Below are 24,001 nucleotides of genomic sequence, written 5' to 3' on the forward strand. Positions count from 1 at the left end.
ACAACTGAGTCCCGCGCGCATCGTGTTGCCCCGGCGCTCTGCCGGTTCATGCGTGCGTGTCGTGTGTGGTGCGTGGTGTGTGTCAGTGTGGTGGTGTCTGTGGTGGTGGGGGTGCAGGTGTCGTGGGCCGGGGAGGTTGCGGCGGTTGAGGGGTTGGTTGTTGTGGGTCGGGTGGGTGATCGGCAGCAGGCGCGGGAGTTTGCAGTGTCGATGTTGGGTAGTGGTTTTGTGGCTTCGCGTGCGGCGGCGGAGGTGGTGTTGGGTGGTGGGGATGAGCAGTGGGATGCCTATGTTGGTGGTGGGTTGGTTGAGGCGCGTGTGCAGGATCTTCGTGAGATTGTGGTGACTGTTGCGGCGGTGGGTGGCCCGGCGGTGCAGGCTGCAGCGAAGGATGCTGTGGATGCTGGTGGTGAGCAGGCGTTGGTGGATTTTATCACCAGCCGGTGGGATCAGGCTCAGGTGGTTGATGATCGGGCGGTGGCGTGGCAGGCGGCGGCTGCGCGGGAGGGTTCGAGTGTGAAGCAGGCTGCGGATGCTGCGTTGAGGGTCAATTCTGCTGAGGCGTTGGGTGAGTTTGCGGCCTCAGGGTTGGAGGTGGCTAGGCGGCATGATCGGCGTCGTGAGGTGTATGCATTAACACGCTCGGCTCAACCGACGGTGGCTTCGGGTGCTGCTGAGGCGATTCGGGTGGGCTCGGATACGGCGATTGAGACGTTTTTGAGGTATGGGCAGTTTGTGGCCGCAGCGCAGGATGCGGAGACGGTCAGTGTGTCCGAGTTGGTGGATTCGGCGGTGGGTGAGGCTGAGCGGGCGCGGCAGCAGGCAGATGCGGCTGCGCAGAATGCGGATCAGGCTCGTCGTGCTACTGAGGCTGCGAAAGCGGCGTTAGCTCGGGCGCGTGATGAGGCGGTGGCGGCGGATCGGGCGCAGGATCGTGGTCGTCGGGCGGCGGAGTCTGCGGGCCGGTTGGCTGAGCGTTCGGCGGTGGCGGCGGATCAGGCGGTGGTGGCTGCGGGTCAGGCGCGTGAGGCGTTGCGGTTTACTGCGGATGCGGTGGCGCGGGCGGCGCATGCGGCCTCTCGTGCGCGTGTGGCGGCTCAGGTGGCGTTGTCGCGGGCTTCGGCGGCGGGGGTGGATGCCTCGGTGGCTTCTCAGGCGCGTGTGGCTGCGGAGCAGGCTCGGGATGCCGCGTCGGCGGCGCGGCGGGCGGCGGAGGCGTTTGTGCATGCGGATGCGGCCGCGGGGTCTGCTCGGTCTGCATCTCGGGCGGCGTCGTCGGCGGCGGTGAATGCTGATGCGGCGGCTGCTGCGGCGGGTGAGGCTGCCGCTGCTGCTGGTGTTGGTGGTGTGGCGGCGGCTCAGGCGCGTGAGGGTGCCGCACGGGCGCGGGCGGCGGCGTCTCGGGCGCGGGCGGCGGCTGGTGAGGTTGATGGGTTGGTGGGTCGTATTGGTGGGTTGGTTGCTCAGGCGCGGGCGGCGGCGGGTGAGGCGGCTGTGCATGCTGAGCGTAGTGGTGTGGCGGCCGAGGATGCGGCTGTGTTTGCGGGTCAGGCTGGCCTGGCTGCGCAGCGGGCTGGGGATAATGCGCGGGATGCGCAGGAGGCTGCGGTTAAGGCGGTGGAGGCTGTGGAGCTTGCGGTGGAGATGAGTGCGGTGGCGCGTGAGGCGGCGGATCAGCGTTTGGCGCAGGAGGCTGAGTTTTTAAAGGATCAAGCCAGACAAGCCCGAGCAGTGCAGGATGCCCAGGATGAGCTAGAGGAACATCAGCGGGCTGAGCAGGACAGGCTCGCGGCGGATATGAAGCAGTTGGCTGCGTTAGCGTCCGGCTCGGATGGTGCTGGGATGGATGTAGCTCGGGTAAGGCAGTTGGCAGTCAGTGCGGTTGAGGTGGGCACTCCCGCGGTGGCGGGTAGTGCTGCTGTGGCGTTAGTTTCTGGGCGGGATGAGGATGTCCGGGCTTTTGTTGAGGATTTTAAGCAGGCTGTGGTCATTGATGCGCACGCTCAGGTGGAGTTTGTGGCTCTCAATGATCCTGATCCTGGAGTACGGGAGGCTGCTGATCGTGTCAGTTATGACAGTGGGGAGGCTTTAAGAGAGTTTGTTGATCATCAGTTGCCGCAGTTGCGCAAACCGGGGTTGCTGGAACGTGCGTGGCAGTTGCGTGGTTCGGGTGGGGATGCCGTTACTGCGGCGGCTGATGAGGCGTTGCGGGCTAATACGCCGGAGGCGTTGGAGGGGTTTGTTCGCGGTGGTGGTTTTGAGCGTGCTGAATTTGAGGATCAGCTGCGGCAGGCCTATGAGCTCGCTCGGACGGGTGGCCCGGAGGTCAAAGCTGCGGCGGAGGCTGCGGTGTTAGGTGACCGGGAGGGTCTGAATGAGTTTATTGCTGTGGAGGCAGCGCGTCGTGCGGCGGCGGATGCGCAGCGTGTGAGTCATGATGAGCACATTCAGAGTGTGTTGGAGAGGGGTTTTGCAGCGGCTCAGCAGGCCAGTCAGGATGCCGCGGAAGCTCAGCGTTCGTTTGTGATGGCCCAGGGCCAGGCTGATCAGGCTGGTCGGTATGCTGCTGAGGCGGCCCGGTGGGCTGGTCAGGCGCAACGCTCGGCGGTAGCGGCGGCGGATCATGCGCGAAAGGCGAGTGAGTCGTTGCAGTTTGCGGTGCATCAGCAGCAGCGGGCACATGCGGCGGCGGATCAAGCTAGTCGTGATGCGCGTGAAGCTGCGGGGAATGCGGATCAGGCTGCGAGCTTTGCTGCTCAAGGGTACGAGTCGGCTGCACTGGCGGCGGGGGCTGCTGGACAGGCGCGTCGTTCGGCTGATGCGGCGGGCGTGGATGCTCATCGGGCTGGGCTGGCGGCGCAGCAGGCCTATGGGTTTGCGTGGGAGAAGCAGCTGTCTGAGCAGGAGCAGTACCGGGCGGCGGCTGCTGAAGGCGAGGTGCAGGCCCGGCCGACGAGTCTGTTGGAGGCGATTAAGCAACAGGTAGGGCCGGAGGCGTTGGATGTGTTGTTGGATGTAGTGGGGATTAAGGATGTGTTGGATTGTTTTAAGGGCGATGTTTCCGGGTGTTTGTGGGCGGCGGTGGGTGCGTTGCCTGTAGGCAAAATTGCGAAGTTGGGTAAGGCGTTGCCAGTGATGAAGAAGCTGGTGGGCAAGATTGGGGATATTAAGGCCACGCTTGCTACGTCTCGTTTCCGGGCGGTGCTGGATGATGCGTTGGTGCCGGCTGGGTGTGTGCTGCAGCGCGGCGCAGGATGGGTGAGATCGACGCCGCACGGGCAGCAAGAGTGGTTGGCGGGCAGGCCAGGGCGTGCGCCGCCGTGGTCGCCGGTTGTTAAGAAGTGTCCGATACCCCCGGGTGTTAAGAAAGTTCCTGGAACAAACAGATACCCGATCAATGCGCGGTATGCTGGTGGTAAGTGGCGCAACGGTGATGTCTCGAGGATGCCGAAAGGATTCCACGAGAAATACGGAGATATTTACTTCAGCGAAAGGGGCTACCCTATCTTCGATAACAACTTAGCAAAACCGGAAGAATACGGCATTCCATCCGGAAAGGTACCGGATATTACTATCAAGCCCCAGGGTTCTCGGTATAAAGATGTTAAGGCAGCTGATGAAGCAATAGGGATTGATGAAGATTTTCGCGAAGCAAATGATCTTGTATGGCATCATCATGAAGAAACTGGTCGAATGCAGCTCATACCTCGGGAGTTGCATCAGGTGGTCCGCCATACCGGCGGCTGGGCTATCTGGGGTAAGCAAGCTGTGTAACCCGACCTCATCAACGAAATATAAGGAGTTTTCATGAATTTTTCAGATATTGAGTTTATCCGCCAAGGTAAGCCGTGTGGCATTTTTCGTATTCGTGCGATAGAGAAGAAGATTGGGCGTAAGCTCCCCAAGGATTACCGCAAGTTCATTATGCAAACCGGAGGAGGCCAGCTGAGCAGGAAAAACGCCGTACTTCCAGGAATCCAGCTTGCTCATGGCGAAGAGTTAGAGTCTGAGGTGGAGTTGATTCTCGGCAATGGCTATCCAGATTATTATAATCGCGACCTAGCCGAGATGGGAACTTTCCTGACGGAAGAATGGGAGATACCTTTTGAGGTGCTTCTGATTGGGAATTTTAATTCGGGCATGCATGAGTGCTTTGTGATTAATTATGATCTCAAGGAGTTTCCCGTGCACTCTATTTTATACTTAGACAACGACTTCCCCGAAGAATTTACGCTCATCGCGGAGTCATTTACTGAGTTTTTGGAGATGCTGGAGCCATCCTCTGAATACGATGGAAAAGTTTCAAAATATAGTGATCAAGGAGGAGTGTATTTGGCACGTTATGGATCTTTAGGGGAAACCTTACGTAAGGCAATTGCGGTTAGCCCTTATGAGGATATGGAGATAATCCTTCGGCGCGCCGCGGAGGGGATTGCCATCGAAAATAGGTTAGAAATGTTTTGCCAGGAAGAATCCTGTCGTTTTCAGGATCTTCTTTTCTTTCTTTCGCAGCCGTTCGGCGGTCATTATAGTTTGGAGTCTTGGCTTGCTCCTCGTGGCAAAAGTGAAAATGGCGCGGTCAATGAGGCTGATCTTTTGCATGGAATTTTTTTGAGTGAGCACGGTTGGTCTGGATTAGTCTCCTTTCGGAAGGCTAATGATGTATGGTGGGAACGCCGCACAAGCTCGGGTGTTCTTGTTGAAACTCCGGATGGATACAGGTTTAAAGATGACTACATTGAGTGGTTAGTGGAAACCTTCCGCTAACGGCAGGCGATAGGATCGCATCGCGGCGGAAACCTTATCGATGCAGGCAACATGCCAGGCGGTAGCTTCAAAACTCGGGGTTTCATGGCACACAGTTCGCCAGTGGACGCAGGCCGCTCGTCGTGAAGGCTGCCTCGGCTTTTTCGCGTCGGAACTCGGCCCACAACGTCGGAAATGATCCAGTTTATCGTTGAGAACCGGGATCGTTTTTCAGTCGAGTTCAAGTGCTTGACGTTGAAGAAGCCCTGCCAGCACACGGGCAGCGAAGCGTAAGGATCTGCACTCTGATTTTCTCATCGGATTGCCGGGTGGGCGCTGTCTGATTCGATGCGTACCGAGGCGTTGCCGCTGCAGACTCTGAACCATTCCATTGTTTGCGGTAGAAATAACTACACTGCTTCACCACTGAAGATCACAGATCACAGTACGGGAGCATCATCTCATCCATAGCAGGAAGTGGAGCGAGTTGACGGACGTATCGATCGTGACATGCGAATGGGTGAATTGGTGGAACGAGGCTCGGCGATAACCTCAGCACTCTTCGATTCTCCACGGGCATCCTCGCGCATCAGCTTGCACATACCGACGGGAACGTGATTTTTCTCTCACAGCCTCCCAAAAGAGCAGGACAGCGGTCGGGCTGCACAGTTGAGTTATCCTAGGCATCCCTAAATATGGCTATCCTTTCAGAGATTCATGCACCACTCGGGGCATGTCATCCACCTCAGCGCATGAGTTCGCAGACTCTCCCTACCTCGCTACAACGCTGAAGAGAATCCTTATTCACTGCCCGAAAGGACACCATGGCCCTCTCCCCTCGCGCCGCACTGCTCTCCTGCGGCCTCGCCGCTACCTTGCTCCTCACAGCCTGTGGCGAATCTGAACCCGTCAGCTCCCACGAATCCTCCCGCTCCGTGACCACCGCGAAAGCAGAGGGCACAACCCAATTCCCACTCACCGTAGACAACTGCGGACAACAGTTCACATTCACGAAGGTTCCCGAGCGCGTGGTCTCCCTGGACCAAGGCATGACCGAAATCATGCTCTCCTTAGGCCTCCAGGAGCACATGGTCGGCACCGCATCGTGGACAGATCCTGTCCTGCCCGAACTGGAAGAAGCTAACAACACCGTTGAGCGCCTGTCCGACAACGCCCCCACCTACGAAGCCGTCATGGACAAGGACCCCGATCTGGTGGTCAGCTCCTTCGGCCGCCACTACAAGAAGGAGGGCGGAGTGGCCACCCGGGACCGCTTCGGAGAAACCGACACCCCAGCGCTTCTGTCCTACGCGGACTGCGAAGGCCCTCTCATGATTAACGGCGGCGGCACCCGCACCACCCCTTTGACCGCAGACAAGATCTACAAGGATATCGAAGTCATTGCGGAAATCTTCGATGTCAGCAAACGCGGCCAGGAGCTCATCGACAACCTGAAGCATCGCGTGGCTCTGGCCCAAGAAAAGATCAACTCCCACGGTGAAACCGTGGGCTTCTGGTTCGCGGACACCAAAACCCCCTACTTTTCCGGTGGCTACGGGTTCGGCAACATCCTGTCTCAGGAGTCCGGCCTGACCAACATCTTCGCAAGCGAAAAGGATGACTGGATCGCCGCAACGTGGGAAGACGTTGTGGACAAAAACCCGGACATCCTGGTCCTCGGGGACCTGGAGCGCAACCGCTTTCCCGGCGACAAGCTAGCCGATAAGAAGGAGTTCCTGGCCACCGACCCCGTCACCAAAACCATGGATGCGGTCAAGAATGAACACTTCATCGCACTCCACGGAGCCGAGCTGAACCCCTCCATCCGCTTTGCCGACGCCCTGGAGAAGATCGCCGCCTACCTGGAAGCCCATGACAAGTAACGCGCCCACTGCTGACCCGCGTGCGACCTCCGGCGATACACGTCCACCGTCCTCCCGCGCGGAGCAACCTCGCGCCCGAGTGCTGAAAGCATTGCTCATCACGGCTGTGGCATTCGTGGCGCTGTTGGCGTCGATCGGCATGGTCATCACCCTGGGCACGGCGGATATTTCCCTGGTCAACGTGCGTGACATCCTCACCAACCATCTGTTCTCCACGGACATTCCCGTCCGAAGGTCTGAAGATGCCATCGTGTGGGAGGACCGCCTGCCCCGCTCGCTCGTGGCCGCGTGCTGCGGCGCAGGCCTGGCCCTGTGCGGTGTGATCATGCAATCTCTGCTGAAAAACCCACTCGCTGACCCCTATGTGCTGGGGATCTCCTCCGGCGCCTCCACCGGCGCGGTGGTCGTGGGTGTGCTGGGCATCGGCGGGCTGTCGGTAGGCCTATCCCTGGGCGCCTTCGTGGGAGCGATGATCAGCTTCGCCACCGTACTGTGGATCGCCCGCATGGCTGGCGGCACCGGATCCATCATCCTGCTCGCCGGTGTTGCTGCCACCCAGCTCTTCTCCGCCGTGACCTCCCTCATCATCTTTGCCTTCGCCGATTCCGATGAGACCCGCGGCGTGATGTTTTGGCTCCTCGGCTCGCTGGAGGGTGTGAGGTGGAAGGATGTGTGGCTGTGCCTCACCGTGGTCACCGTGGCCGTAGCGCTATGCTGCATCTTCGCCCATGTGCTGGACGCTTTCACCTTCGGCGACGACGTAGCAGGGTCACTGGGCATCAACGTGCCACTGGCGCGCCTGGCCCTGCTGTCACTGACCGCACTGCTGACTGCCACGCTAGTCTCCGTTGCCGGTGCCATCGGGTTTATCGGGCTGGTCCTCCCCCACGCCGGCCGTCTGCTGGTGGGCCCCACACACTCCAGCCTCATCCCCGTAACCGTCATCGCTGGTGCCCTGTTCATGGTGTGGGTGGACGCCCTCAGCCGCGTCATCTTCAGCCCCACCCCATTGCCCGCGGGCGTGGGAACAGCCCTGGTGGGCGTGCCCGTATTTGTTGCACTATTGGTGAAAAGGAAGGGCATCCGATGAGCTTCAGCACGAACAACGTCTCCTGGAACCGTGGCGGGAACCTGGTGGTCGACGGCGTAACTGTGGAGGTCCGAGACGGCGAAACCCTGGGCCTGCTGGGTCCCAACGGCTCGGGAAAGTCCTCGCTGATCCGCCTGCTCGCCGGCTTCGACCGCCCCACCACGGGCGTGGTCACTCTGGATGAGCGCGCCGTGTCACGTATCCCGCACAAGCACCTCGCCCAATCCGTCGCCGTGGTCACCCAGCATGCGGATAGTGCCGTGGATGTCACCGTGGGCGACGTGGTGCGGCTGGGCCGGATCCCTCACCGTAGCCGATGGGGAGGACAGACCGACGCCGACCATCTCGCCATCCACCACGCCCTCACATGCACGGGCCTTTCGGGCATGGAGAATCGGCTGTGGAATGAATTATCGGGTGGCGAGCGACAGCGAGCGCACATCGCCCGTGCGCTGGCTCAACAGCCCAAGGAGCTGATCCTGGATGAGCCCACCAACCATCTCGACATTAAGCACCAGCTGGAGCTGCTAAAGCTGGTCTCCTCCCTGGAGGCCACAGCGATCGTGGCACTCCACGACCTGAACCTCGCGGCCATGTTCTGCGATCGCGTGCTGGTCCTCGCGCAGGGGCGTGTGGTCACTCTGGGCACCCCGGGCGAGGCACTCACCAGCGAGCTCATCCGCGAGGTCTACGGCGTGGACGCGGTGATCTCCACGCACCCGGTTCACGGTTGCCCGCTCATCACCTACAGTGCCTAAATAGTGTGCGCTGGTCGTGAGCACCCGCTACAGGTGCTCCAGCACAATGTCACCCGAGTAGCCCCACGCGCGCAGATCCTCCACGATGGACTGCCAGTCCAGGTCCCCGGTTCCCGGCGCGCCGCGGCCAGGAACATCGGCGAACTGCACGTGCGCCACGCGGTCCAGGAGGTGTGTGCTTGGCTCGCTTGTGTTCGCCTCTGTGCTGTCTCCTGCGGCTCCGTCCGTACCAAGCAGAGCCTGGGTGATGTCCTCCCAGGACTGTCCCTGAGCAGCAAGGTGGTAGACGTCCAGCAAAAGGCCGGCATGATCGCCGAGCAGCGGCTGCGCCTCGGCAAGGGATGTCACGGGATAATCCTCCAGCCCGCTTAATGGTTCCACCATCACCACCCCAGAAAATCGGCGGCCCACGGCGTTGGCGAGGGCTGTGAAGGAATCGCGCTGGGCGTCGGATAATCGATGGCCACCGCGACCCAGCAACAGGTTGAAGCGGCGCACCCCGGTGGCCCGGTGGATCGTCTCCAGGACATCCACCCAGCCCTGCGTGTCCGGCTGTGTATGCAGGACGCCCCGATCCCCCGCGGCGAGGTTGCCCCCGTAGATGTTCAAGGCCACGAGCTGCTTAGTGTTGTCGCTGAGCGTGCTGATGAGCTGCTCCACCTGGTCTTGCTGCGGCACCGGGGTGGTGAACGGCCACCACAACTCCACGCGCTGAAAGGGGGTCTCGGCGACGGCGGTTGCCCAGTCCTCCTGGCCGATGCTGCAGTTCACTGCAGTAAACGCCCTCATCACGGCCAGGGAATAGCGTTGCTGGCCCTGGTGGAAGTTGCGGGGATCCAGCCAGCGCTCGAAGCCCGCCCGGACCCCGTCGAAGCCCCTGCGACCGGTCCACTGCTGATCCGTCATGGAGAAGTACGTAGTATCCCGCGAACGGCCCTTGTACACTACGGCGTTGCGCAGCGTCCCCTCCTCGATGAATCCCAGGCGACGGGCCGCTGCCTTGGAGGGGGCGTTCAGGGAATCGCACTTCCACTCGTAACGGCGATAGCCCAGCTGGTCGAACACATAGCGCATCAACAGGTACTGGGCCTCGGTGGCGGCACGGGTGCGCACCAACTGAGGGGAATACATGACCCAGCCCATCTCCATGCTGCCGTGCTCCGGCTTCTGGCTCATCAGCGCCACGGTGCCCACTGCGGCGCCGGTGTCCAGGGAGATGATCGCGAAGTGAAGGGGATCGGATTGGCCGACGTTAAAGGCGAACACATCGCGCAGGTCCTCTCCCTCCGTGATGGGTAGGTAGGTTCGCCAGCGGGAATCGGGATACGCCTCGAAGGCGCGGGCCAGATCCAGCACGTGGTGCATGCCGAGGGGCTCCACGCGGCAATAGCGCCCGTGGAGCACAACGCCCTGCGGGTACGGCCGTGGAGACCAGTTGTCCACGGCGGGCCCTATGGGCTGGGAAAAGGAGTTCACGGGAATGTCTGTGGGGCGAGGGCCTAAGTGCATAACTCCATTTTAGGGTGTTCGGGCTACACAGGCGGCTACACTGTTCGATTATGAAAGTTGCTGTGATTACGGGTGCCGGCGGCGGACTAGGCCGCGTGTTTTCTACTGCATTGGCTGCCGATGGCTGGGCCATCGCCGCGGTGGGGCGGACGGAAAAGACCTTGCAGGACACGCTCGGTGAATGCCAGGACGGAGACCACCGCGCATTTATCTGCGACATCACGGATGCCTCTAGCGTGCACTCCATCTTCGAGCAGATCGTGGCCCACTACGGACACATCAACGTGCTGATCAACAATGCCGGAGTTCCGGGACCTACCGGGCGGATCGACAGCATCGACGTCGAAGAGTTCGACGCCGCCGTGGCCACCAACCTCCGCGGAACATTCCTGTGCTCCCAGGCCGCTTTTGCCCACATGGCGGACACGGGTGGAGGCAGGATCATTAACAACGGATCTATCGCGGCCCACTCCCCACGCCCGGCTGCGGCAACGTACGCCGCTACGAAGGCCGCCATCGCCAGCCTCACCACCTCGCTGAGCCTCGACGGACGTGGGCTGGGCATCGTCGCCACCGAGCTCGACATCGGTAATGCCAAGACTGATCTTCTGGGGGCGTTCACCGGTGAGGAGCCGATGTTCCATGCCATCGAAGCTGGGCGCATGATCGTGGCCCTCGCGAACCTGCCGCTCACGGTCAGTGCAGATCAAGTGACCCTCACGGCCGCTGGCATGCCGTACCTCGGACGCGGCTAAGCCCGTTGTGTGAGCGTTCGGTAGACTCAGGCGCATGAGTTTTAAGCAGAACAAGCCGGGGACCGCCCCGGACTTTCTGCTATCCAGACCAGATCGCTCCCTGCGCACCCAAGGCGCGAAAAGCTCCTTCACGGACCCCTTCGAGGCGGCCACGGCACTGCGCGACCGCGACGTAGACCTGGTGGTGGGAGCGGTTCCCTTCAACACCTCGGAGCGCAGCGCCCTGGTGGAGCCCGAACGCGTGATCCGTGCCGAGGGGCCTCTGGAGCCACCGGCGTTCTTCCGAGGAAAGGAAGCGGCTGAGAGCCTCACCGTCACCTCCGTGGAGGCAGCAACCAGCCCCGACGAACACCGCGCCACGGTGGCAGCAGCCGTGGCGACGATCGCTCAAACACGTCTAGAGAAGGTGGTGCTGGCGCGGGCCGTGGACGTCACCTACGAGCACGCTCCGGACCCGCTGCTCATTGCGGCGCGATTCCTGGACCTCTCGGCCAACCGCGACGGCTTTGCCGTGGATCTGTCCAGTACCGGGCGCGACGAGCATGTCAATGCCATGTTCGTGGGAAGCTCCCCGGAAGTCCTGATCCGTCGAAGCGGCAGGAACATCTCCGCCTTCCCCTTGGCTGGGTCCGCCCCTCGCACCGGTACCCTGTCCGTGGACGAGGCCACCGCGCGCAATCTGATGCATTCCTCCAAGGACTTCGACGAGCATCGCTACGTGGTGGATCACTACCGCAAGGTGTTGGAATCGGTCTGCGAATCCCTCACGATCCCCGCCACCCCGTCCATTCACGAAACCTCAGAGATGATCCACCTGGGCACGCCCATCAGCGGGCGGCTGAAGGACGACGACTATTCCGCGTTGGACTTGGCCCTGATGCTGCACCCCACCCCCGCGATCGGTGGCACGCCGACCGACGACGCGCTGGGCATCATCACGGAGGTAGAAGAGCCACGGGAGTTCTATGCCGGGTTTGTGGGCTGGTGCGACTCCACCGGTGATGGCGAGTACATGGTGTCCATCCGCTGCGCGATGGTGGAGGACAACAATGCCCGAGCCTGGGCTGGAGGCGGCATTGTGGTGGACTCCTCCCCCAACGCCGAGACCGACGAAACCAGCGCTAAATTGCAAACAGCGCTGCGGGCACTGAATGTGCCGGCAGCGCTGCGCATTGTCTAATTAATGTGGTCTAATTACTACCGCTCTTAGTACCGCTCGACGGGGTTCGCCAGGGTACCCAGGCCAGGGATCTCCACCTCAATGCGATCGCCTGGAACCATCTCCGCCGTACCTGCAGGGGAACCCGTGCAAATCACGTCGCCCGGCAGCAGGGTGAAGGCCTCGGACACCCACTCGACGATCTCTGGAATCGTCTTAATCATCTGCTCAGAGTTAGAATCCTGCTTGGTTTCGCGGGTGCCGTCGTGGGTCAGGTGAGCCTTGATAGGCAGGTTATCGATCTCGATGCCATCCACGTTCGTCTCGATCCACGGACCCAGCGGGCAGAAGGAATCCAAGCCCTTGGCGCGGGACCACTGACCATCGGCGAACTGCAGGTCACGGGAGGAGACGTCGTTGACGATGGTGAAGCCCAGCACAACGTCCTTCCAGTTGTTCCGGTTCACGTCCTTGCAGGGCTTGCCAATTACGATGGCCAGCTCGCCTTCGAACTCCACCTTGGTCGCCCACTCAGGGATGCGAATCGGAGCCTCAGGGCCCACCACCGCTGTGGGTGGCTTCAGGAAGATCGTTGGAGGCAAGTGCTCAGCGCCCTGCTTGAACACTTCCTTGACGTGATCGGCGTAGTTGCGGCCAACTGCAACAACCTTGGAGGGAAGAATGGGGGCTAACAGTCGAACATCTTCGATAGGCCAAGATTTTCCGGTGAACTCCGGCTGGGCAAATGGGTGGCCTTCGATCTCTCTACAAGTGGCACCAGTTCCGTCTGGCTGACCACCTTCGATGATGGCAAAAGCCATTCCCTCTGGGTGAGCAATTCGGGCAATACGCATGGTTTATCACTCTAGCGCACAGCTCCACGCTCGCGCGCTTGGGGTTACTTAGAGCTATCTATAGAAGCATCATCCGAGGCTCACACCAGCATCCCTCCCAGGGTTGTTGCCCGCGACCTGGCAGCCAATGCCAGATACAGCTCCGCACACGCCAACGCATCAGTCAGGGCATTGTGGGAGGAATAGCGCGGCAAGCCATAGCGTTCGCGCACCCGAGGTAGCCGCAGATCCTCACCCCGCGGAAACGTCCCCATACGTTCCATGTGCCGTCTCTCCAGCTCAAACGTATCCACCACTGGCACCGACAGTCCTGAGCCGAAATGCTCTCGGCACAGCGCACTCACGAAGTCCCTCTCAATAGAACTGAAATGCGCCACAAGTGCCCGGCCCTCCAGCGCCTCCAGCAGTTGCTCCATCGCCGCCACCGGGCTCACACCCAACGCCAACGCCTCATCCGTCAGGCCGTGAATCGTGGCGGACTCCCCCACTGACTCAGCACCCACCGTGTTAATCAGGCAGTAGCCGGCCCCCTGCAGGGCAATGCCTCGCCCATTGATCGGAACCCATCCGATCGACAACATCCGATGCTTCCGCGGATCCAAGCCCGTGGTCTCCACGTCCACTGCCAACAACGGGGCCTGCTCCAGTGCCGTCCCCTTCGACGGGCCGGGGATGCTATAGAAACGCTCCAAGGCACCGTACGCCCGGCGTCGAGATCGAAAAAATCTGGGCATCCTACATACTCCGCACCGGGTACTTCAGGCACAACGCATTCTGCAGCCCCTTGATGATCTGGAACGCATCCCGCAGGTGCTCACGATCCAACTTGGACAAGTGCTGAGGATTGATGTGATAGTCCGGCTGCTCGCCCCGGCGCACCTGCTCCGCATGATGGCGCAGCACCAGGGTGTTCAGAAACTCCAACGCAGCCTGCAGATCCTCCGCACTGCGCGGGGACACCGGAGGATGATCCAACGCCGACGCCGCCTCGATGCGCGCCACGCTCCCCAGCACATCCTGGCCGCCCACGATCGCAAACAGGCGAGCCATCTGCACAATCGCCGCCGTACCGCCCTTCTTCACATCAAGGGTGTTGCGGTACTCGCCACGACGATCCACCACCAGGCCCCGGAAAATGCCCACCGGAGGCTCCCGCCGCGCCGCCAACGCCGCCAACTGGGCATGCAAGCGGGGGCTGCCCTGGGCAGACTCCATCGCCTGCGCATGAACCGCCTCGGCAAGCTCCACGTCACCGCACACCGCGCGCATGTCGAAGAAGGTCTGCGCGTACAGCAGCGCGTCCCCTCCGGGAGCCGTGATCCAGCCATGGAACGCGGTACGCCACTGCCCCACGGTCATCCGCCACTGCGGGTTGGTGGCCATCATGTCGCCGGGACACAGGGCCTGGCCCGCGGTCGCCAGGCCCTGGCACACGTACTCGGCTAACTGCTCGAAGTAGGCGCCGTGCTGCTCCTCGTCAAAGGAATCGTCCAGGATCAGGGCGTTGTCCTGGTCGCTGGCCAGGCCCATCTCCCGGCGCCCCTGGCTTCCCAACACCACAAACGCCCACGGAATCGGCGCAGGCCCCAGACTGCGTTGCGCAAGCTCCACGAGGCGACGCAGCATCGCGTCGGCCACCACCGTCAGCAGGCCCGTGACCTCTGCTGGATTGGCGCCGCGCTCGATGAAGCGCACCGCCATCTGATGGGCCTGGGTGTACACCTCGGCCATCTCCTCGGGCGACTCTCGCCGGGAGAGGTCCCCGGTCAGGTACAGCGGGTTGGCCTGCATCAGGCGCATGATGTCCGCCGCGGTGACAATGCCCGTGATCTTTCCACCGTCCACGACGGGAAGGTGGTGGATGCGCAGCTCTGTGAGGATCAGCAGAGCCTCAAACACCAATTGATCGCTGGTGACCGTACGCAGAGAGGTGGACATGATCTCAGAGACGCTGGCCTCGTTCGACAAGCTATCGGCCACCACGCGGCGCAGATCGCGATCCGTGACAATACCCAACAGATCGCCGTCCAGCGTGCCCCCATCCACAACCAGCAGGGAGGATACGTTCATCTCCTCCATGGTCTGGGCCGCCCTCTGAACCGTAACCTCGGGGCCGATGTGTGCGGGGTTTTTGATGGAGAAGCTTCCGATCTGCGTGCGCAGGGCATCCGAATGAGACTCCTGGTGCAGGCTCTGGGCAGCTGCTTTGATGCGCACGGATAGGCCCGCATAATAGCGGGCTACTTCCGGATAGTGCTGCGCGATGGGCGCAAAGTGGCTGCGATGCCACATGAGAATCAAGCTATCTTCCACGCACACCATGGTGTATAGGGAGGAGTTCTCCCCCACCAGCGTGGAATAGCCGCAGGAACGCCCGGCCTCGCGGCGGTCCAGCAGCACGCCCTCGCTATCCATCACATCTACGGCGCCGGAGCGTATGACGTGGACGTAATCGTTGGGTTGGCCGGCCGTGACGAGGGTGTCGCCGCGGCTGGCATAGCGGATCTCCATGGAGCGGCTGACGGTGGCTAAGGCCTGCTCATCGAGGGAGCTAAAGGGCGGGAACTGCGCGAGGAAGCCACGGACCTCTTCTATTTCGACCGACATAGGTGAAGTGTAGCGGGTACCGTGGCTGGAGCGGGTCGGTTTGGGAAAGTGTTTTGACGCAGAAAGGGCGTAGTGCTAGCCCTTCACTGCCGCAGCGATACGGTCGCCCACCTCGGAGGTCTTGATCGGGGAGCCATCGCGGCTCAAGACCTCATCCAGGACGGCCTTCTCGATCGCCTCAGCGTTCTCGTCATCACCGAGGTGGCGCAGCATCAGCGCCGCGGAGAGGATGGTGGCGCACGGGTCAGCGATGCCCTGTCCCGCAATGTCCGGGGCGGATCCGTGAACCGGCTCGAACATGGAGGGGTTGCGGCGGGACGGGTCGATGTTGCCGGAGGCCGCCAAGCCAATTCCTCCCGTCACGGCACCAGCCAGGTCGGTGAGAATGTCACCGAAGAGGTTGTCCGTGACGATCACATCGTATTCGTGTGGTTTGGTGACCATGTAGATCGTTGCGGCGTCGATATGGTTGTAATCCACGGTGACCTCGGGGAACTCGGCACCAATGGTTTCGATGGCGCGCTGCCACACGCCACCGGCGTTGACCAGCACGTTGGTCTTGTGGACCCAGGTCAGCTTCTTGCGGCGGGACTGGGCGCGCTCGAATGCGTCGCGGACCACGCGCTCCACGCCGTAGTAGGTGTTTTGGGAGACTTCGGTGGCCACTTCCTGGTCGGTCCCTTCGCGCAGCGTGCCGCCGTTGCCGCAGTACAGGCCTTCGGTGCCTTCGCGCACCACAACGAAGTCGATGTCGCCGGGGTTGGCCAATGGGCTGGTAGAGTCCGGGTACAGCTTGGACGGGCGCAGGTTCACCGCGTGGTCTAGCTTGAAACGCAGCGGCAGGAGCAGGCCGCGCTCCAGCACACCGGCGGGCACGGTGCGGGGGTCGCCGATGGCGCCGAGCAGGATGGCGTCGTGTTCTTTCAGGGAATCCAGATCTGCGTCCGTGAGTGTCTCGCCGTTGCGGAGGTAGCGGCGGGCTCCGAGGTCGTAGTCGGTTGTGTCGATGTCATCGCGGAGGGCACGGAGGACTTTGAGGGCTTCTGGGACCACTTCGGTGCCGATGCCATCGCCGGCAATCACAGCGAGTTTCATTCTATGGACTCCTTAGTCTCACATATTGGATCACAGTCACTGTAGCAGAAAGCCCAACGCAACACCCTATAGCGCATTAGACTCCACACTATGGAACCCAGCCCGAACGCCCACTCGCCCGCACTGTCCCTCATCGGCGTGTCCAAACGCTTCGGTATGCACTACGCCCTCAACAATTTCACCCTGGATATCCCCCGCGGCAGCTTCTACGGCGTGGTCGGGCCCAACGGGGCCGGTAAAACTACAGCGATCCTGATTGCCACCGGACTCTTAGAACCCGACGCCGGGCGCGTGTCCATCTGCGGCCACGATATATGGTCAACCAACCCTGATGACGTGATTTCTGCGAAGCAACACTTCGGGCTGCTCGCCGATTCCCTGGATGTGTTCGACCGGCTGAGCGGGCGCGAGTACCTCAGCTACCTGGGCAACCTCCGCGGCTTGTCGCCGGAGGATATCACCCAGCGCACCAACGACCTGTTGAGCGCCCTGGATTTGGAGGGCGCCCAGCGCAAGTACATCGCGGACTACTCGGCGGGTATGACCAAGAAGATTCTGTTGGCGGGTGCCCTGCTCCACAACCCGAGAGTGTTGATCCTGGATGAACCTTTTGAGGCGGTCGACCCTGTCTCCGGGCAGGTCATTCGCCAGATCCTGCGCCGCTATGTGACCGCAGGAGGCACCGTAGTGATGAGTTCCCACGTGATGGAGCTAGTGGAGAACCTGTGCGATCACGTGGCCATCGTTAACGAGGGCACCGTGCGCGCTGCAGGACCACTAGAGGAACTGGCGCAGGGCAAGCCCCTGGTGGACCGCTTCGTAGAGCTGGTGGGTGCCCGTCACGTGACGGAGGGCAGCCTGACCTGGCTGGATGATCAGCATGACTAGCATCGTCTGGAATCACACCACCCGCACCCTGCTCTCCCTCCAGTGGGTGCTGTGGAAACGCACGGTGAGCACATCCATTCCCACCCTGATCGGCACGATCCTGGTAGGCGTGCTCGTTGTCGGCCAGTGCGTGAGCCTGGGCATCTTTTCCGCCGTGCTGTACCAGGACAACGGGGACCCCAGCGGCTTCATCTTCACCATGGCGCTGGGCTGTACTGTCTACCTGCTGGGAGCCCTTCTTTATCCCTCGTCTGAAACCCAGGTGGAGCCCCGGCACCTCGCTACCCTTCCGCTGTCCAGCCGCGAAGTGCTCGTGGGTTTGATGCTCGGCACGTTCGTCCACTCCACGGCCTTCATCAGCGTGGTCAATACGCTCATCATGGCGGCCATAGGATCCGTGGTCTTCGGTGGCGTGCAGGCCGTGTGGTGGACGCTAGCGTGCGTGGCACAGTTACTCATCACCGTGGCCTTGGGTGAGGCCGTCTCCCAAGCTCTCACCAGCATTGAGGGCACGAAGCTGCAGGAGCGCCTGGCGGTGCTGACCACCGTGGTGCTCATGGGCGGACTGGTTGGTTTCATGGTGTATTTGCAGACCACGACGGACGCCAGCCCCGTGGACGCCGTGTCCTCCCTTCTGCCGATCATAGGGTGGACGCCGTTCGCCGCCGCCGCTGCTGCAGGGGCCCCAGCGACCGTCGCGGACGGCACTTCAGCGGGAGCAATCCTGGGGCATGGTCTCGTGGCATTGCTCAGCGTGACGGTAGCGGTGTGGTTGTGGCATCGGGCTGTGCGCTCCATGATCCGGCACCCGATTGCTCGCTCTCGGGGCGGCGCGGAGATCACGCGCCGTGCCCACCGCACGATCCTGGTTCCCTGGGCGCAGCCCGGCCAATTCGGCGCTCTGTATTCCCGCGCGCTGCGCTACTGGATTCGTGATACACGCCAACTGGCCAACATGATCATGCTGCCTCTCATGGGTGTGGCCTACTTCTTTCTCGGCATGACCGGCGAGGACCACTACATGACCTGGTTCAGCCTGGGTTTTGTCGTCGTGGCCTCTGGTAGTTTCCTCGCCAATGACATCGGCATGGACGGACCCGCCAACTGGGTACACCTGGCCGCCGGTGTTCCTGCCCGCGCCTTCCTGTGGTCCCGCTGGGCAGCTGGGGCCACGGTGATGCTGGGCTGGACGGCACTCATCGGCAGTGCACTGGGCGTTCTGCACCACTTTTCCCCGTTGTGGGTTGTTGTCGTGGGGCTCGCGGTTCAGGTGCTGGCGATGAACATCGCCCTGGGGTTGTTCTGTGCAGTCCTCGCGCCCTCCCCCACCGCCAAGCCCAAGGGCACACTCCACATTCAGAAGAACAACAATAGCGCTGGCGCCGCAGTACTTATGGGAACGTTCTCCTTGGCCATCATGGTGATGGTGGTCCCAGGCATTGTAGCGTACGTGATGCTCGACAACGCCTGGCTGGGACTACTCATTCAGATACCCGTCACCGTGGGTGTTGTGTGGGGAATGATGGCGATGGCAACCAAGCGCCTCACCTCCGCATGGCCCAGGCTTTTCTTCCGCGTCCGTCAGTGGGCATAGGTGTGCTACCCACTTTTGGACACACTTCAGGCATGGCTTATTGAAAAAAAGTACAGAACTGGCTTAACTAGAATTGTCCTTACGCTAAGGACAGGCTAAGGCAAACCAGCGTTAGCCTTGACTGTTCAAGAGAAATGGAAATTTAGCGTGCTGTACGCAAACTTCCTCATAGGCCTGCGCGAAGGCCTTGAAGCAACCATGATCGTGACGATCCTGGCTGCTTACCTAAAGAAAACGGGACGTACAAAAGAACTCCCCTGGCTGTGGGCAGGTGTAGCCACAGCACTGATTGTCACCCTGGCGGCGTTTGCCGGAATCCACTTCGGAACGAAAACGCTGTCCACCATCGGCCAAGAGCTCATCGGCGGTATCGCCAGCCTCATCACCGTAGCCATGATCACATGGATGCTGCTGTGGATGTCCAAGGCTGGTCACAACATCGCAGCAGAGCTCAAAGGAAAGATGGACAGTGCCATCGGCCCACGCGCCGTGTGGTTTGTTGCCTTCATCGCGGTGGCCCGCGAAGGCATCGAGACCATCCTGTTGGTGTTCGACAGCATCACCAGCGACAATTCCACACCCATCCTGGGACTCGCAGCCGGCCTGGCTATCGCCGTTGTCCTGGGTGTGGCCATGTACAAGGGTGCCATCAAGATCAACCTTGCGGTGTTTTTCAAGGTGGTGGGAATCCTGCTGGTGATCGTTGCCGCGGGAATCCTGCGCTACGGCATCGGCGATCTTCAAGAGGCAGGTGTGCTGCCCGGCGTGCACACATACGCCTTTGACATCAGTGCCGTGCTCACCCCAGGAACGTGGTACGCATCCCTGCTGGAAGGCATGTTTAACATCGTCCCTCAACCCACACTTCTGTCCTTCATCGGATGGGCAGTGTACCTGGTTGTGGCGATGGTCCTCTTCTTGAAGCCTCCGTCCACCAAGGCCACGGCCTCCACGACCAAGGCTTCCGAGGCTAAAGCCACCGAGGCCCAGGCTCCAGCAGCATCCGCTGACACCACATCCGAGCACACCGCTCGTTAACCACTCTCTTCGGATTACATCGGATAGAAAGAAGTCCTCATGACTACTCAGCCATTCAAAACCATTCGCGTTGCCGCTCCCCTTCTGCTGATCCCAGGCCTCCTAGTCGCCTGCGCGGACAAGGCAGACACCAGCGAAGCCATCACCGTTGCCGCCACGGACACCGCTTGCGAACTCAGCACCACGGACGCAACGACCGGTACCAACACCTTCACCATCACCAACAACGGTTCGAAGGTCAATGAGTTCTACGTCCTCACCGAGGCCGGCCGCATCCTGGGCGAGGTGGAGAACATCGGCCCAGGCGCCACCCGTAACCTGGTGGTGGAGATCCAGGAAGCCGGCTCCTACCTCACCCAGTGCAAGCCTGGCATGGTCGGAGAAGGAATCCAAGGGCCACTGAAGGTCACGGGTGATTCCGTGAACCTCGCCGAGGGCGATGCAGCCCTGTCTGAGGCCGTGGACCGCTACCTGGACTACGTCCGCAGTCAGACCAAGGCCCTGCAGTCCCAGGTGGATGAGTTCACCGCAGCCATCGACTCCGGCGATGTAGAGACCGCCAAGAAGCTCTACCCGATCGCCCGCACCCCATACGAGCGCATTGAGCCTGTCGCCGAGTCCTTCCCGGATGACCTCGATCCTCGCATCGACCTGCGTGAAGCTGACGTTGCCGATGGCGACGACTGGACCGGCTTCCACCCGATCGAGAAGGACCTGTTCACCAAGGGCAAGATCACCGACGAGACCAAGAAGCTGGCCGAGCAGCTGAAGAAGGACGTGGCCGAGCTAGTCGATGGTGTGAACGCCGACGATTACTCCGTCACCCCCGCTCAGATCGCCTCCGGTGCTCAGGGTCTGCTGGATGAGATCGCTACCAGCAAGATCACCGGCGAAGAGGACATCTTCAGCCACACGGACCTCTATGACTTCCAGGCAAACCTGGATGGTTCCAAGGCCGCCATCGCCTCCCTGGAGAAGCCTCTGCAGGAGCGCGACAAGGACCTCCTGGAGGAGATCAACAAGCGCTTCGATGCTGTGCAGAAGCTGCTGGATAAGTACCGCGAGGGCGACGGCTTCATCAGCTACGAGAAGGTCAACGAGTCCCAGCGCAAGGAGCTGTCTGTGGCTCTGGACCAGCTGACGGAGAAGGTCTCCGCTGTTCAAGAAAAGGTGACGAGCTAATGAGCACGTCTTTTTCCCGTCGTACCTTCCTGACCGGTGCGGGCTTGGGCGCCGTGGCAGTCGGTGGCGGTGCCGCCGCCGTCGCCGCCTTTAATTCCTCCGACGCCGAAGCGCAGGAACTGGAAGCCCCCGTCGAGTTCTACGGCCCTCATCAGGCCGGCATTGCCACCCCGCAGCAGGAGAACCTGCACATCGTGGCGCTGGATGTGTTGAAGGACGCGAAGGCCGAGGATCTGAAGAAGCTGCTGACCCAATGGACCGGCATGGCCGCGCACATGTGCGCGGGCGAGCCGGCGTCGGATAAAAATAATGGGATTCATGACGACATCAGCGAATACGCCGTGCCGTCGGATTCCGGCGAAGCCGCCGACCTTGCCGCCAACCAGCTGACCATCACGATCGGCTACGGCCCTAGCCTGTTCGATAACCGCTTCGGGCTGAAAAAGAAGAAGCCAGCGCAGCTGGAGCCGCTGCCGAAATTCCCTTCCGACCAGTTGGTGGAGGAGCTGTGCTATGGCGACATCGTGATCCAGGCCTGCGCCAATGATCCCCAGGTGGCTGTCCACGCGGTGCGCAATCTGACGCGCGCCGGCAGCGGTGTGGTGGAAGTGCGCTGGTCGCAGCTGGGCTACGGCCGCGCGAGCTCCACCAGCGAGGAGCAGTCCACCCCACGCAACCTGTTCGGGTTTAAGGACGGCACCCGCAACATCAAGGGCGAGGAAACCGCCGACATGGACAGCTATGTCTGGTCGGACGAACCCACCTGGATGGACGGCGGTTCCTTCATGTGCGTGCGCCGCGTGCGCATGCTGCTGGAGGTGTGGGATCGCCAGACCTTGAAGGATCAGCAGGAGACCTTCGGGCGTTACCGCAAGTCCGGTGCGCCGATGGGCACCGCCGATGACCCGGCGAAGGAGCACGATACCGTGCCTCTGGACCTGGTGATGGGAACGGAGCCTGCGGTTCCGGAGACCTCTCACGTCTACCTGGCTCACCCGGATAATAACGACGGGCAGCGCATTCTGCGAAGGGCCTACAACTTCGTGGAGGGCTCCGATAGCTTCGGGCACATCTCCGCGGGCCTGTTCTTCATCGCATACGCTGCCCGACCTGCGGAGAGCTTCATCCCTATTCAGATGAAGCTGTCCCGCAACGACAAGATGAATGAGTACGTACGCTACGAATCCTCCGCCATCTTCGCCTGCCCTCGCGGGCTGGCTGATGGGGAGGATTGGGGTACGCAGCTATTCGATTAGAAGTCCAGCTGGAAAGCGGACTCTGCCTTGAGCTCTGCGGAGATCTCCTCCAGCAGAGCCTCAGGGATGGTGTTATCCACGCGCAGCACCAGGGTTGCGGTGGAGTCACCATCGTTAGGCGACAGTGCTGCGGCATCGATGTTGATGCCCTCGGCGCCGAGCTTGGTTCCTACCGTGCCCAGGGCGCCTGGCTGGTCGCCGTAGACCAGGAACAGGTTGGAGCCCTGTGCGCGCAGGTCCAGGCCACGGTCGTTGATGCGCACGATCTTCTCTACACGGTCCAGGCCGGTCAGGGCACCGGTGACCACGGCGTTGGTGCCGTCGGCTGCGATGACGTTGACCTCCAGGACGGAGCGGTGGGTGACGGACTCATCGGCCTTCTCCACCTTCAGCGTTACTCCACGCTCTTCGGCGATCTTTGGTGCGTTCACGAAGGTGACCTGCTCGTCGATCACGCCGGAGAACACGCCGCGCAGTGCGGCCAGACCCAGGGCGTCAACAGACTCGGTGGACAGCTCACCGCGCGCGGTGACCTGAACGGTGGCAGGAGCAGCGCCCAGCAGGGCTCCACCCACGCGGCCCAGGTTGGTGGCCAGGGACAGCCACAGGGCAACCTCTTCGGAGACCTTTCCGCCGGAGACGTTCACGGCGTCCGGAACGAAGTCGCCAGCCAGTGCGCGCAGCACGGAGGCTGCAACGTCGGTGCCGGCACGGTCCTGTGCTTCCACGGTGGAGGCACCCAGGTGTGGGGTGACCACAACTTCTGGGAGCTCGAACAGTGGGGAGTCGGTGCATGGCTCGGAGGCGTAGACGTCGAAGCCTGCGCCGCGGATGTGACCGGACTTGATGGCGTCTGCCAGTGCCTGCTCATCCACCAGGCCACCGCGGGCGGCGTTGATGATGATCTGGCCCTTCTTGGACTTAGCCAGCAGGTCTGCATCGAACATGCCTGCGGTTTCCTTGGTCTTTGGCAGGTGGATGGTGACGAAATCCGCGCGTGCCACGAGGTCTTCCAGCTCCACCAGCTCTACGCCCAGCTGTGCAGCGCGTGCTGGGTTGGCGTAAGGATCGTAGGCGATGATGTCGGTCTCGAAGGCTGCGAGGCGCTGGGCGAACAGCTGGCCGATGTGACCAAAGCCCACGATACCGACGGTCTTGCCGAGGATTTCCACGCCGTTGAAGGAGGAACGCTTCCACTCTCCGTCACGCAGGGTCTTGTCGGCTGCGGGGATCTGGCGGGCGGTGGCCAACAGCAGGGAGATAGCGTGCTCGCAGGCGGAGTGGATGTTGGAGGTTGGGGCGTTGGCCACCATCACACCCTTGGCCGTGGCGGTGTCGATGTCGACGTTGTCAAGGCCCACGCCTGCGCGTCCGACGATCTGCAGCTTCTTAGCGGCTTCCAGCACCTCCGCGTCAACGGTGGTGGCGGAGCGGACCAGCAGAGCGTCTGCGTCGACGACTGCCTTCAGCAGCTCTGGGCGGTTTGGTCCGTCTACCCAACGGACTTCTACGGAATCTCCCAGTGCGTCAACGGTGGACTGGGAAAGCTTGTCTGCAATGAGGACAACTGGACGGTTGGTACTCACG

The 24,001-nt window shown here is 61.7% G+C and carries 19 protein-coding genes; 13 read left to right on the plus strand and 6 right to left on the minus strand.

Going from position 1 to position 24,001, the window contains the following annotated elements; genetic code table 11:
- Positions 1–72 precede the first annotated feature (72 nt).
- The 6 genes from GC425_RS01815 (at position 73) to GC425_RS01840 (ending at position 8,477) form a co-directional block, all read left to right on the plus strand.
- Entirely contained in the window at positions 73–3,774 is a 3,702-nt protein-coding gene (locus GC425_RS01815; RefSeq protein WP_231699694.1) for an HNH endonuclease, read from the plus strand.
- 33 nt (positions 3,775–3,807) lie between these two features.
- Positions 3,808–4,767, plus strand: coding sequence for an SMI1/KNR4 family protein (locus tag GC425_RS01820; RefSeq protein WP_151844025.1), 960 nt, complete (start codon positions 3,808–3,810; stop codon positions 4,765–4,767).
- Between the two features lie 19 nt (positions 4,768–4,786).
- Positions 4,787–4,945, plus strand: a complete 159-nt coding sequence (locus tag GC425_RS01825; protein ID WP_151844282.1) for a helix-turn-helix domain-containing protein — start codon at positions 4,787–4,789, stop codon at positions 4,943–4,945.
- Between the two features lie 625 nt (positions 4,946–5,570).
- On the plus strand, positions 5,571–6,629 hold the full coding sequence (locus tag GC425_RS01830) for an ABC transporter substrate-binding protein (RefSeq protein WP_151844024.1): 1,059 nt from the start codon (positions 5,571–5,573) through the stop codon (positions 6,627–6,629).
- Positions 6,630–6,753: 124 nt separating this feature from the next.
- A complete protein-coding gene (locus tag GC425_RS01835) occupies positions 6,754–7,719 on the plus strand; it encodes an iron ABC transporter permease (RefSeq protein WP_151842402.1) in 966 nt (321 codons plus the stop codon).
- Complete coding sequence (locus GC425_RS01840; RefSeq protein ID WP_151844023.1) at positions 7,716–8,477, plus strand: ABC transporter ATP-binding protein; 762 nt, start codon at positions 7,716–7,718, stop codon at positions 8,475–8,477. The genes GC425_RS01835 and GC425_RS01840 overlap by 4 nt, the downstream gene beginning before the upstream one ends.
- A gap of 27 nt (positions 8,478–8,504) precedes the next feature.
- On the opposite strand, the gene GC425_RS01845 is transcribed toward GC425_RS01840, so the two are convergent.
- On the minus strand, positions 8,505–9,986 hold the full coding sequence (locus GC425_RS01845) for a GNAT family N-acetyltransferase (protein WP_151844022.1): 1,482 nt from the start codon (positions 9,984–9,986) through the stop codon (positions 8,505–8,507).
- 50 nt (positions 9,987–10,036) lie between these two features.
- On the opposite strand from GC425_RS01845, the gene GC425_RS01850 reads away from it, so the two are divergent.
- Both GC425_RS01850 and GC425_RS01855 read left to right on the plus strand, forming a co-directional pair.
- Positions 10,037–10,741, plus strand: coding sequence for an SDR family oxidoreductase (locus GC425_RS01850; protein WP_151844021.1), 705 nt, complete (start codon positions 10,037–10,039; stop codon positions 10,739–10,741).
- A gap of 34 nt (positions 10,742–10,775) precedes the next feature.
- On the plus strand, positions 10,776–11,921 hold the full coding sequence (locus GC425_RS01855; RefSeq protein WP_151844020.1) for an isochorismate synthase MenF: 1,146 nt from the start codon (positions 10,776–10,778) through the stop codon (positions 11,919–11,921).
- A 26-nt stretch (positions 11,922–11,947) separates the two neighbouring features.
- On the opposite strand, the gene GC425_RS01860 is transcribed toward GC425_RS01855, so the two are convergent.
- From GC425_RS01860 to GC425_RS01875, 4 genes are all read right to left on the minus strand, one after another.
- Positions 11,948–12,754, minus strand: coding sequence for a fumarylacetoacetate hydrolase family protein (locus tag GC425_RS01860; protein ID WP_151841753.1), 807 nt, complete (start codon positions 12,752–12,754; stop codon positions 11,948–11,950).
- Between the two features lie 80 nt (positions 12,755–12,834).
- On the minus strand, positions 12,835–13,488 hold the full coding sequence (locus tag GC425_RS01865) for an exonuclease domain-containing protein (RefSeq protein ID WP_151844019.1): 654 nt from the start codon (positions 13,486–13,488) through the stop codon (positions 12,835–12,837).
- A gap of 1 nt (position 13,489) precedes the next feature.
- A complete protein-coding gene (locus GC425_RS01870) occupies positions 13,490–15,361 on the minus strand; it encodes a DUF294 nucleotidyltransferase-like domain-containing protein (RefSeq protein ID WP_151844018.1) in 1,872 nt (623 codons plus the stop codon).
- A 75-nt stretch (positions 15,362–15,436) separates the two neighbouring features.
- Positions 15,437–16,456, minus strand: coding sequence for a 3-isopropylmalate dehydrogenase (locus GC425_RS01875; protein WP_257821731.1), 1,020 nt, complete (start codon positions 16,454–16,456; stop codon positions 15,437–15,439).
- Positions 16,457–16,546: 90 nt separating this feature from the next.
- On the opposite strand from GC425_RS01875, the gene GC425_RS01880 reads away from it, so the two are divergent.
- From GC425_RS01880 to efeB, 5 genes are all read left to right on the plus strand, one after another.
- Positions 16,547–17,344: an ABC transporter ATP-binding protein gene (locus tag GC425_RS01880; protein ID WP_257821733.1), complete on the plus strand. Its 798-nt coding sequence runs from the start codon at positions 16,547–16,549 to the stop codon at positions 17,342–17,344.
- Entirely contained in the window at positions 17,337–18,938 is a 1,602-nt protein-coding gene (locus GC425_RS01885; RefSeq protein ID WP_257821735.1) for a hypothetical protein, read from the plus strand. Before GC425_RS01880 ends, GC425_RS01885 begins: the two co-directional genes overlap by 8 nt.
- A 147-nt stretch (positions 18,939–19,085) precedes the next feature.
- Positions 19,086–19,976 carry an iron uptake transporter permease EfeU gene (gene efeU, locus GC425_RS01890; RefSeq protein ID WP_257821736.1) on the plus strand — a complete coding sequence of 297 codons (891 nt, stop codon included), beginning with the start codon at positions 19,086–19,088 and terminating at the stop codon, positions 19,974–19,976.
- Positions 19,977–20,015: 39 nt separating this feature from the next.
- The gene (gene efeO, locus GC425_RS01895; RefSeq protein ID WP_151841760.1) at positions 20,016–21,158 is read left to right on the plus strand and encodes an iron uptake system protein EfeO; all 1,143 of its coding nucleotides are present in this window, start codon (positions 20,016–20,018) and stop codon (positions 21,156–21,158) included.
- A complete protein-coding gene (gene efeB, locus GC425_RS01900; RefSeq protein ID WP_151844014.1) occupies positions 21,158–22,414 on the plus strand; it encodes an iron uptake transporter deferrochelatase/peroxidase subunit in 1,257 nt (418 codons plus the stop codon). Before efeO ends, efeB begins: the two co-directional genes overlap by 1 nt.
- Here efeB and serA read toward each other — a convergent pair.
- A complete protein-coding gene (gene serA / locus GC425_RS01905) occupies positions 22,411–24,000 on the minus strand; it encodes a phosphoglycerate dehydrogenase (RefSeq protein WP_151844013.1) in 1,590 nt (529 codons plus the stop codon). The two genes, efeB and serA, sit on opposite strands and share 4 nt — an antisense overlap.
- Position 24,001: the final 1 nt, after the last annotated feature.

The sequence above is a fragment of the Corynebacterium sp. zg254 genome, assembly GCF_024701495.1.
Classification (GTDB): Bacteria; Actinomycetota; Actinomycetes; order Mycobacteriales; family Mycobacteriaceae; genus Corynebacterium; species Corynebacterium zhongnanshanii.

Coding starts and splice junctions, on each gene's coding strand:
- GC425_RS01855 (WP_151844020.1), top strand. CDS start 10,776: ATGAGTTTTAAGCAGAACAAGCCGGGGACCGCCCCGGACTTTCTGCTA.
- GC425_RS01875 (WP_257821731.1), bottom strand. CDS start 16,456: ATGAAACTCGCTGTGATTGCCGGCGATGGCATCGGCACCGAAGTGGTC.
- GC425_RS01820 (WP_151844025.1), top strand. CDS start 3,808: ATGAATTTTTCAGATATTGAGTTTATCCGCCAAGGTAAGCCGTGTGGC.
- efeB (WP_151844014.1), top strand. CDS start 21,158: ATGAGCACGTCTTTTTCCCGTCGTACCTTCCTGACCGGTGCGGGCTTG.
- GC425_RS01865 (WP_151844019.1), bottom strand. CDS start 13,488: ATGCCCAGATTTTTTCGATCTCGACGCCGGGCGTACGGTGCCTTGGAG.
- GC425_RS01870 (WP_151844018.1), bottom strand. CDS start 15,361: ATGTCGGTCGAAATAGAAGAGGTCCGTGGCTTCCTCGCGCAGTTCCCG.
- GC425_RS01830 (WP_151844024.1), top strand. CDS start 5,571: ATGGCCCTCTCCCCTCGCGCCGCACTGCTCTCCTGCGGCCTCGCCGCT.
- GC425_RS01880 (WP_257821733.1), top strand. CDS start 16,547: ATGGAACCCAGCCCGAACGCCCACTCGCCCGCACTGTCCCTCATCGGC.
- GC425_RS01845 (WP_151844022.1), bottom strand. CDS start 9,986: ATGCACTTAGGCCCTCGCCCCACAGACATTCCCGTGAACTCCTTTTCC.
- GC425_RS01860 (WP_151841753.1), bottom strand. CDS start 12,754: ATGCGTATTGCCCGAATTGCTCACCCAGAGGGAATGGCTTTTGCCATC.
- efeO (WP_151841760.1), top strand. CDS start 20,016: ATGACTACTCAGCCATTCAAAACCATTCGCGTTGCCGCTCCCCTTCTG.
- GC425_RS01850 (WP_151844021.1), top strand. CDS start 10,037: ATGAAAGTTGCTGTGATTACGGGTGCCGGCGGCGGACTAGGCCGCGTG.
- GC425_RS01885 (WP_257821735.1), top strand. CDS start 17,337: ATGACTAGCATCGTCTGGAATCACACCACCCGCACCCTGCTCTCCCTC.
- GC425_RS01840 (WP_151844023.1), top strand. CDS start 7,716: ATGAGCTTCAGCACGAACAACGTCTCCTGGAACCGTGGCGGGAACCTG.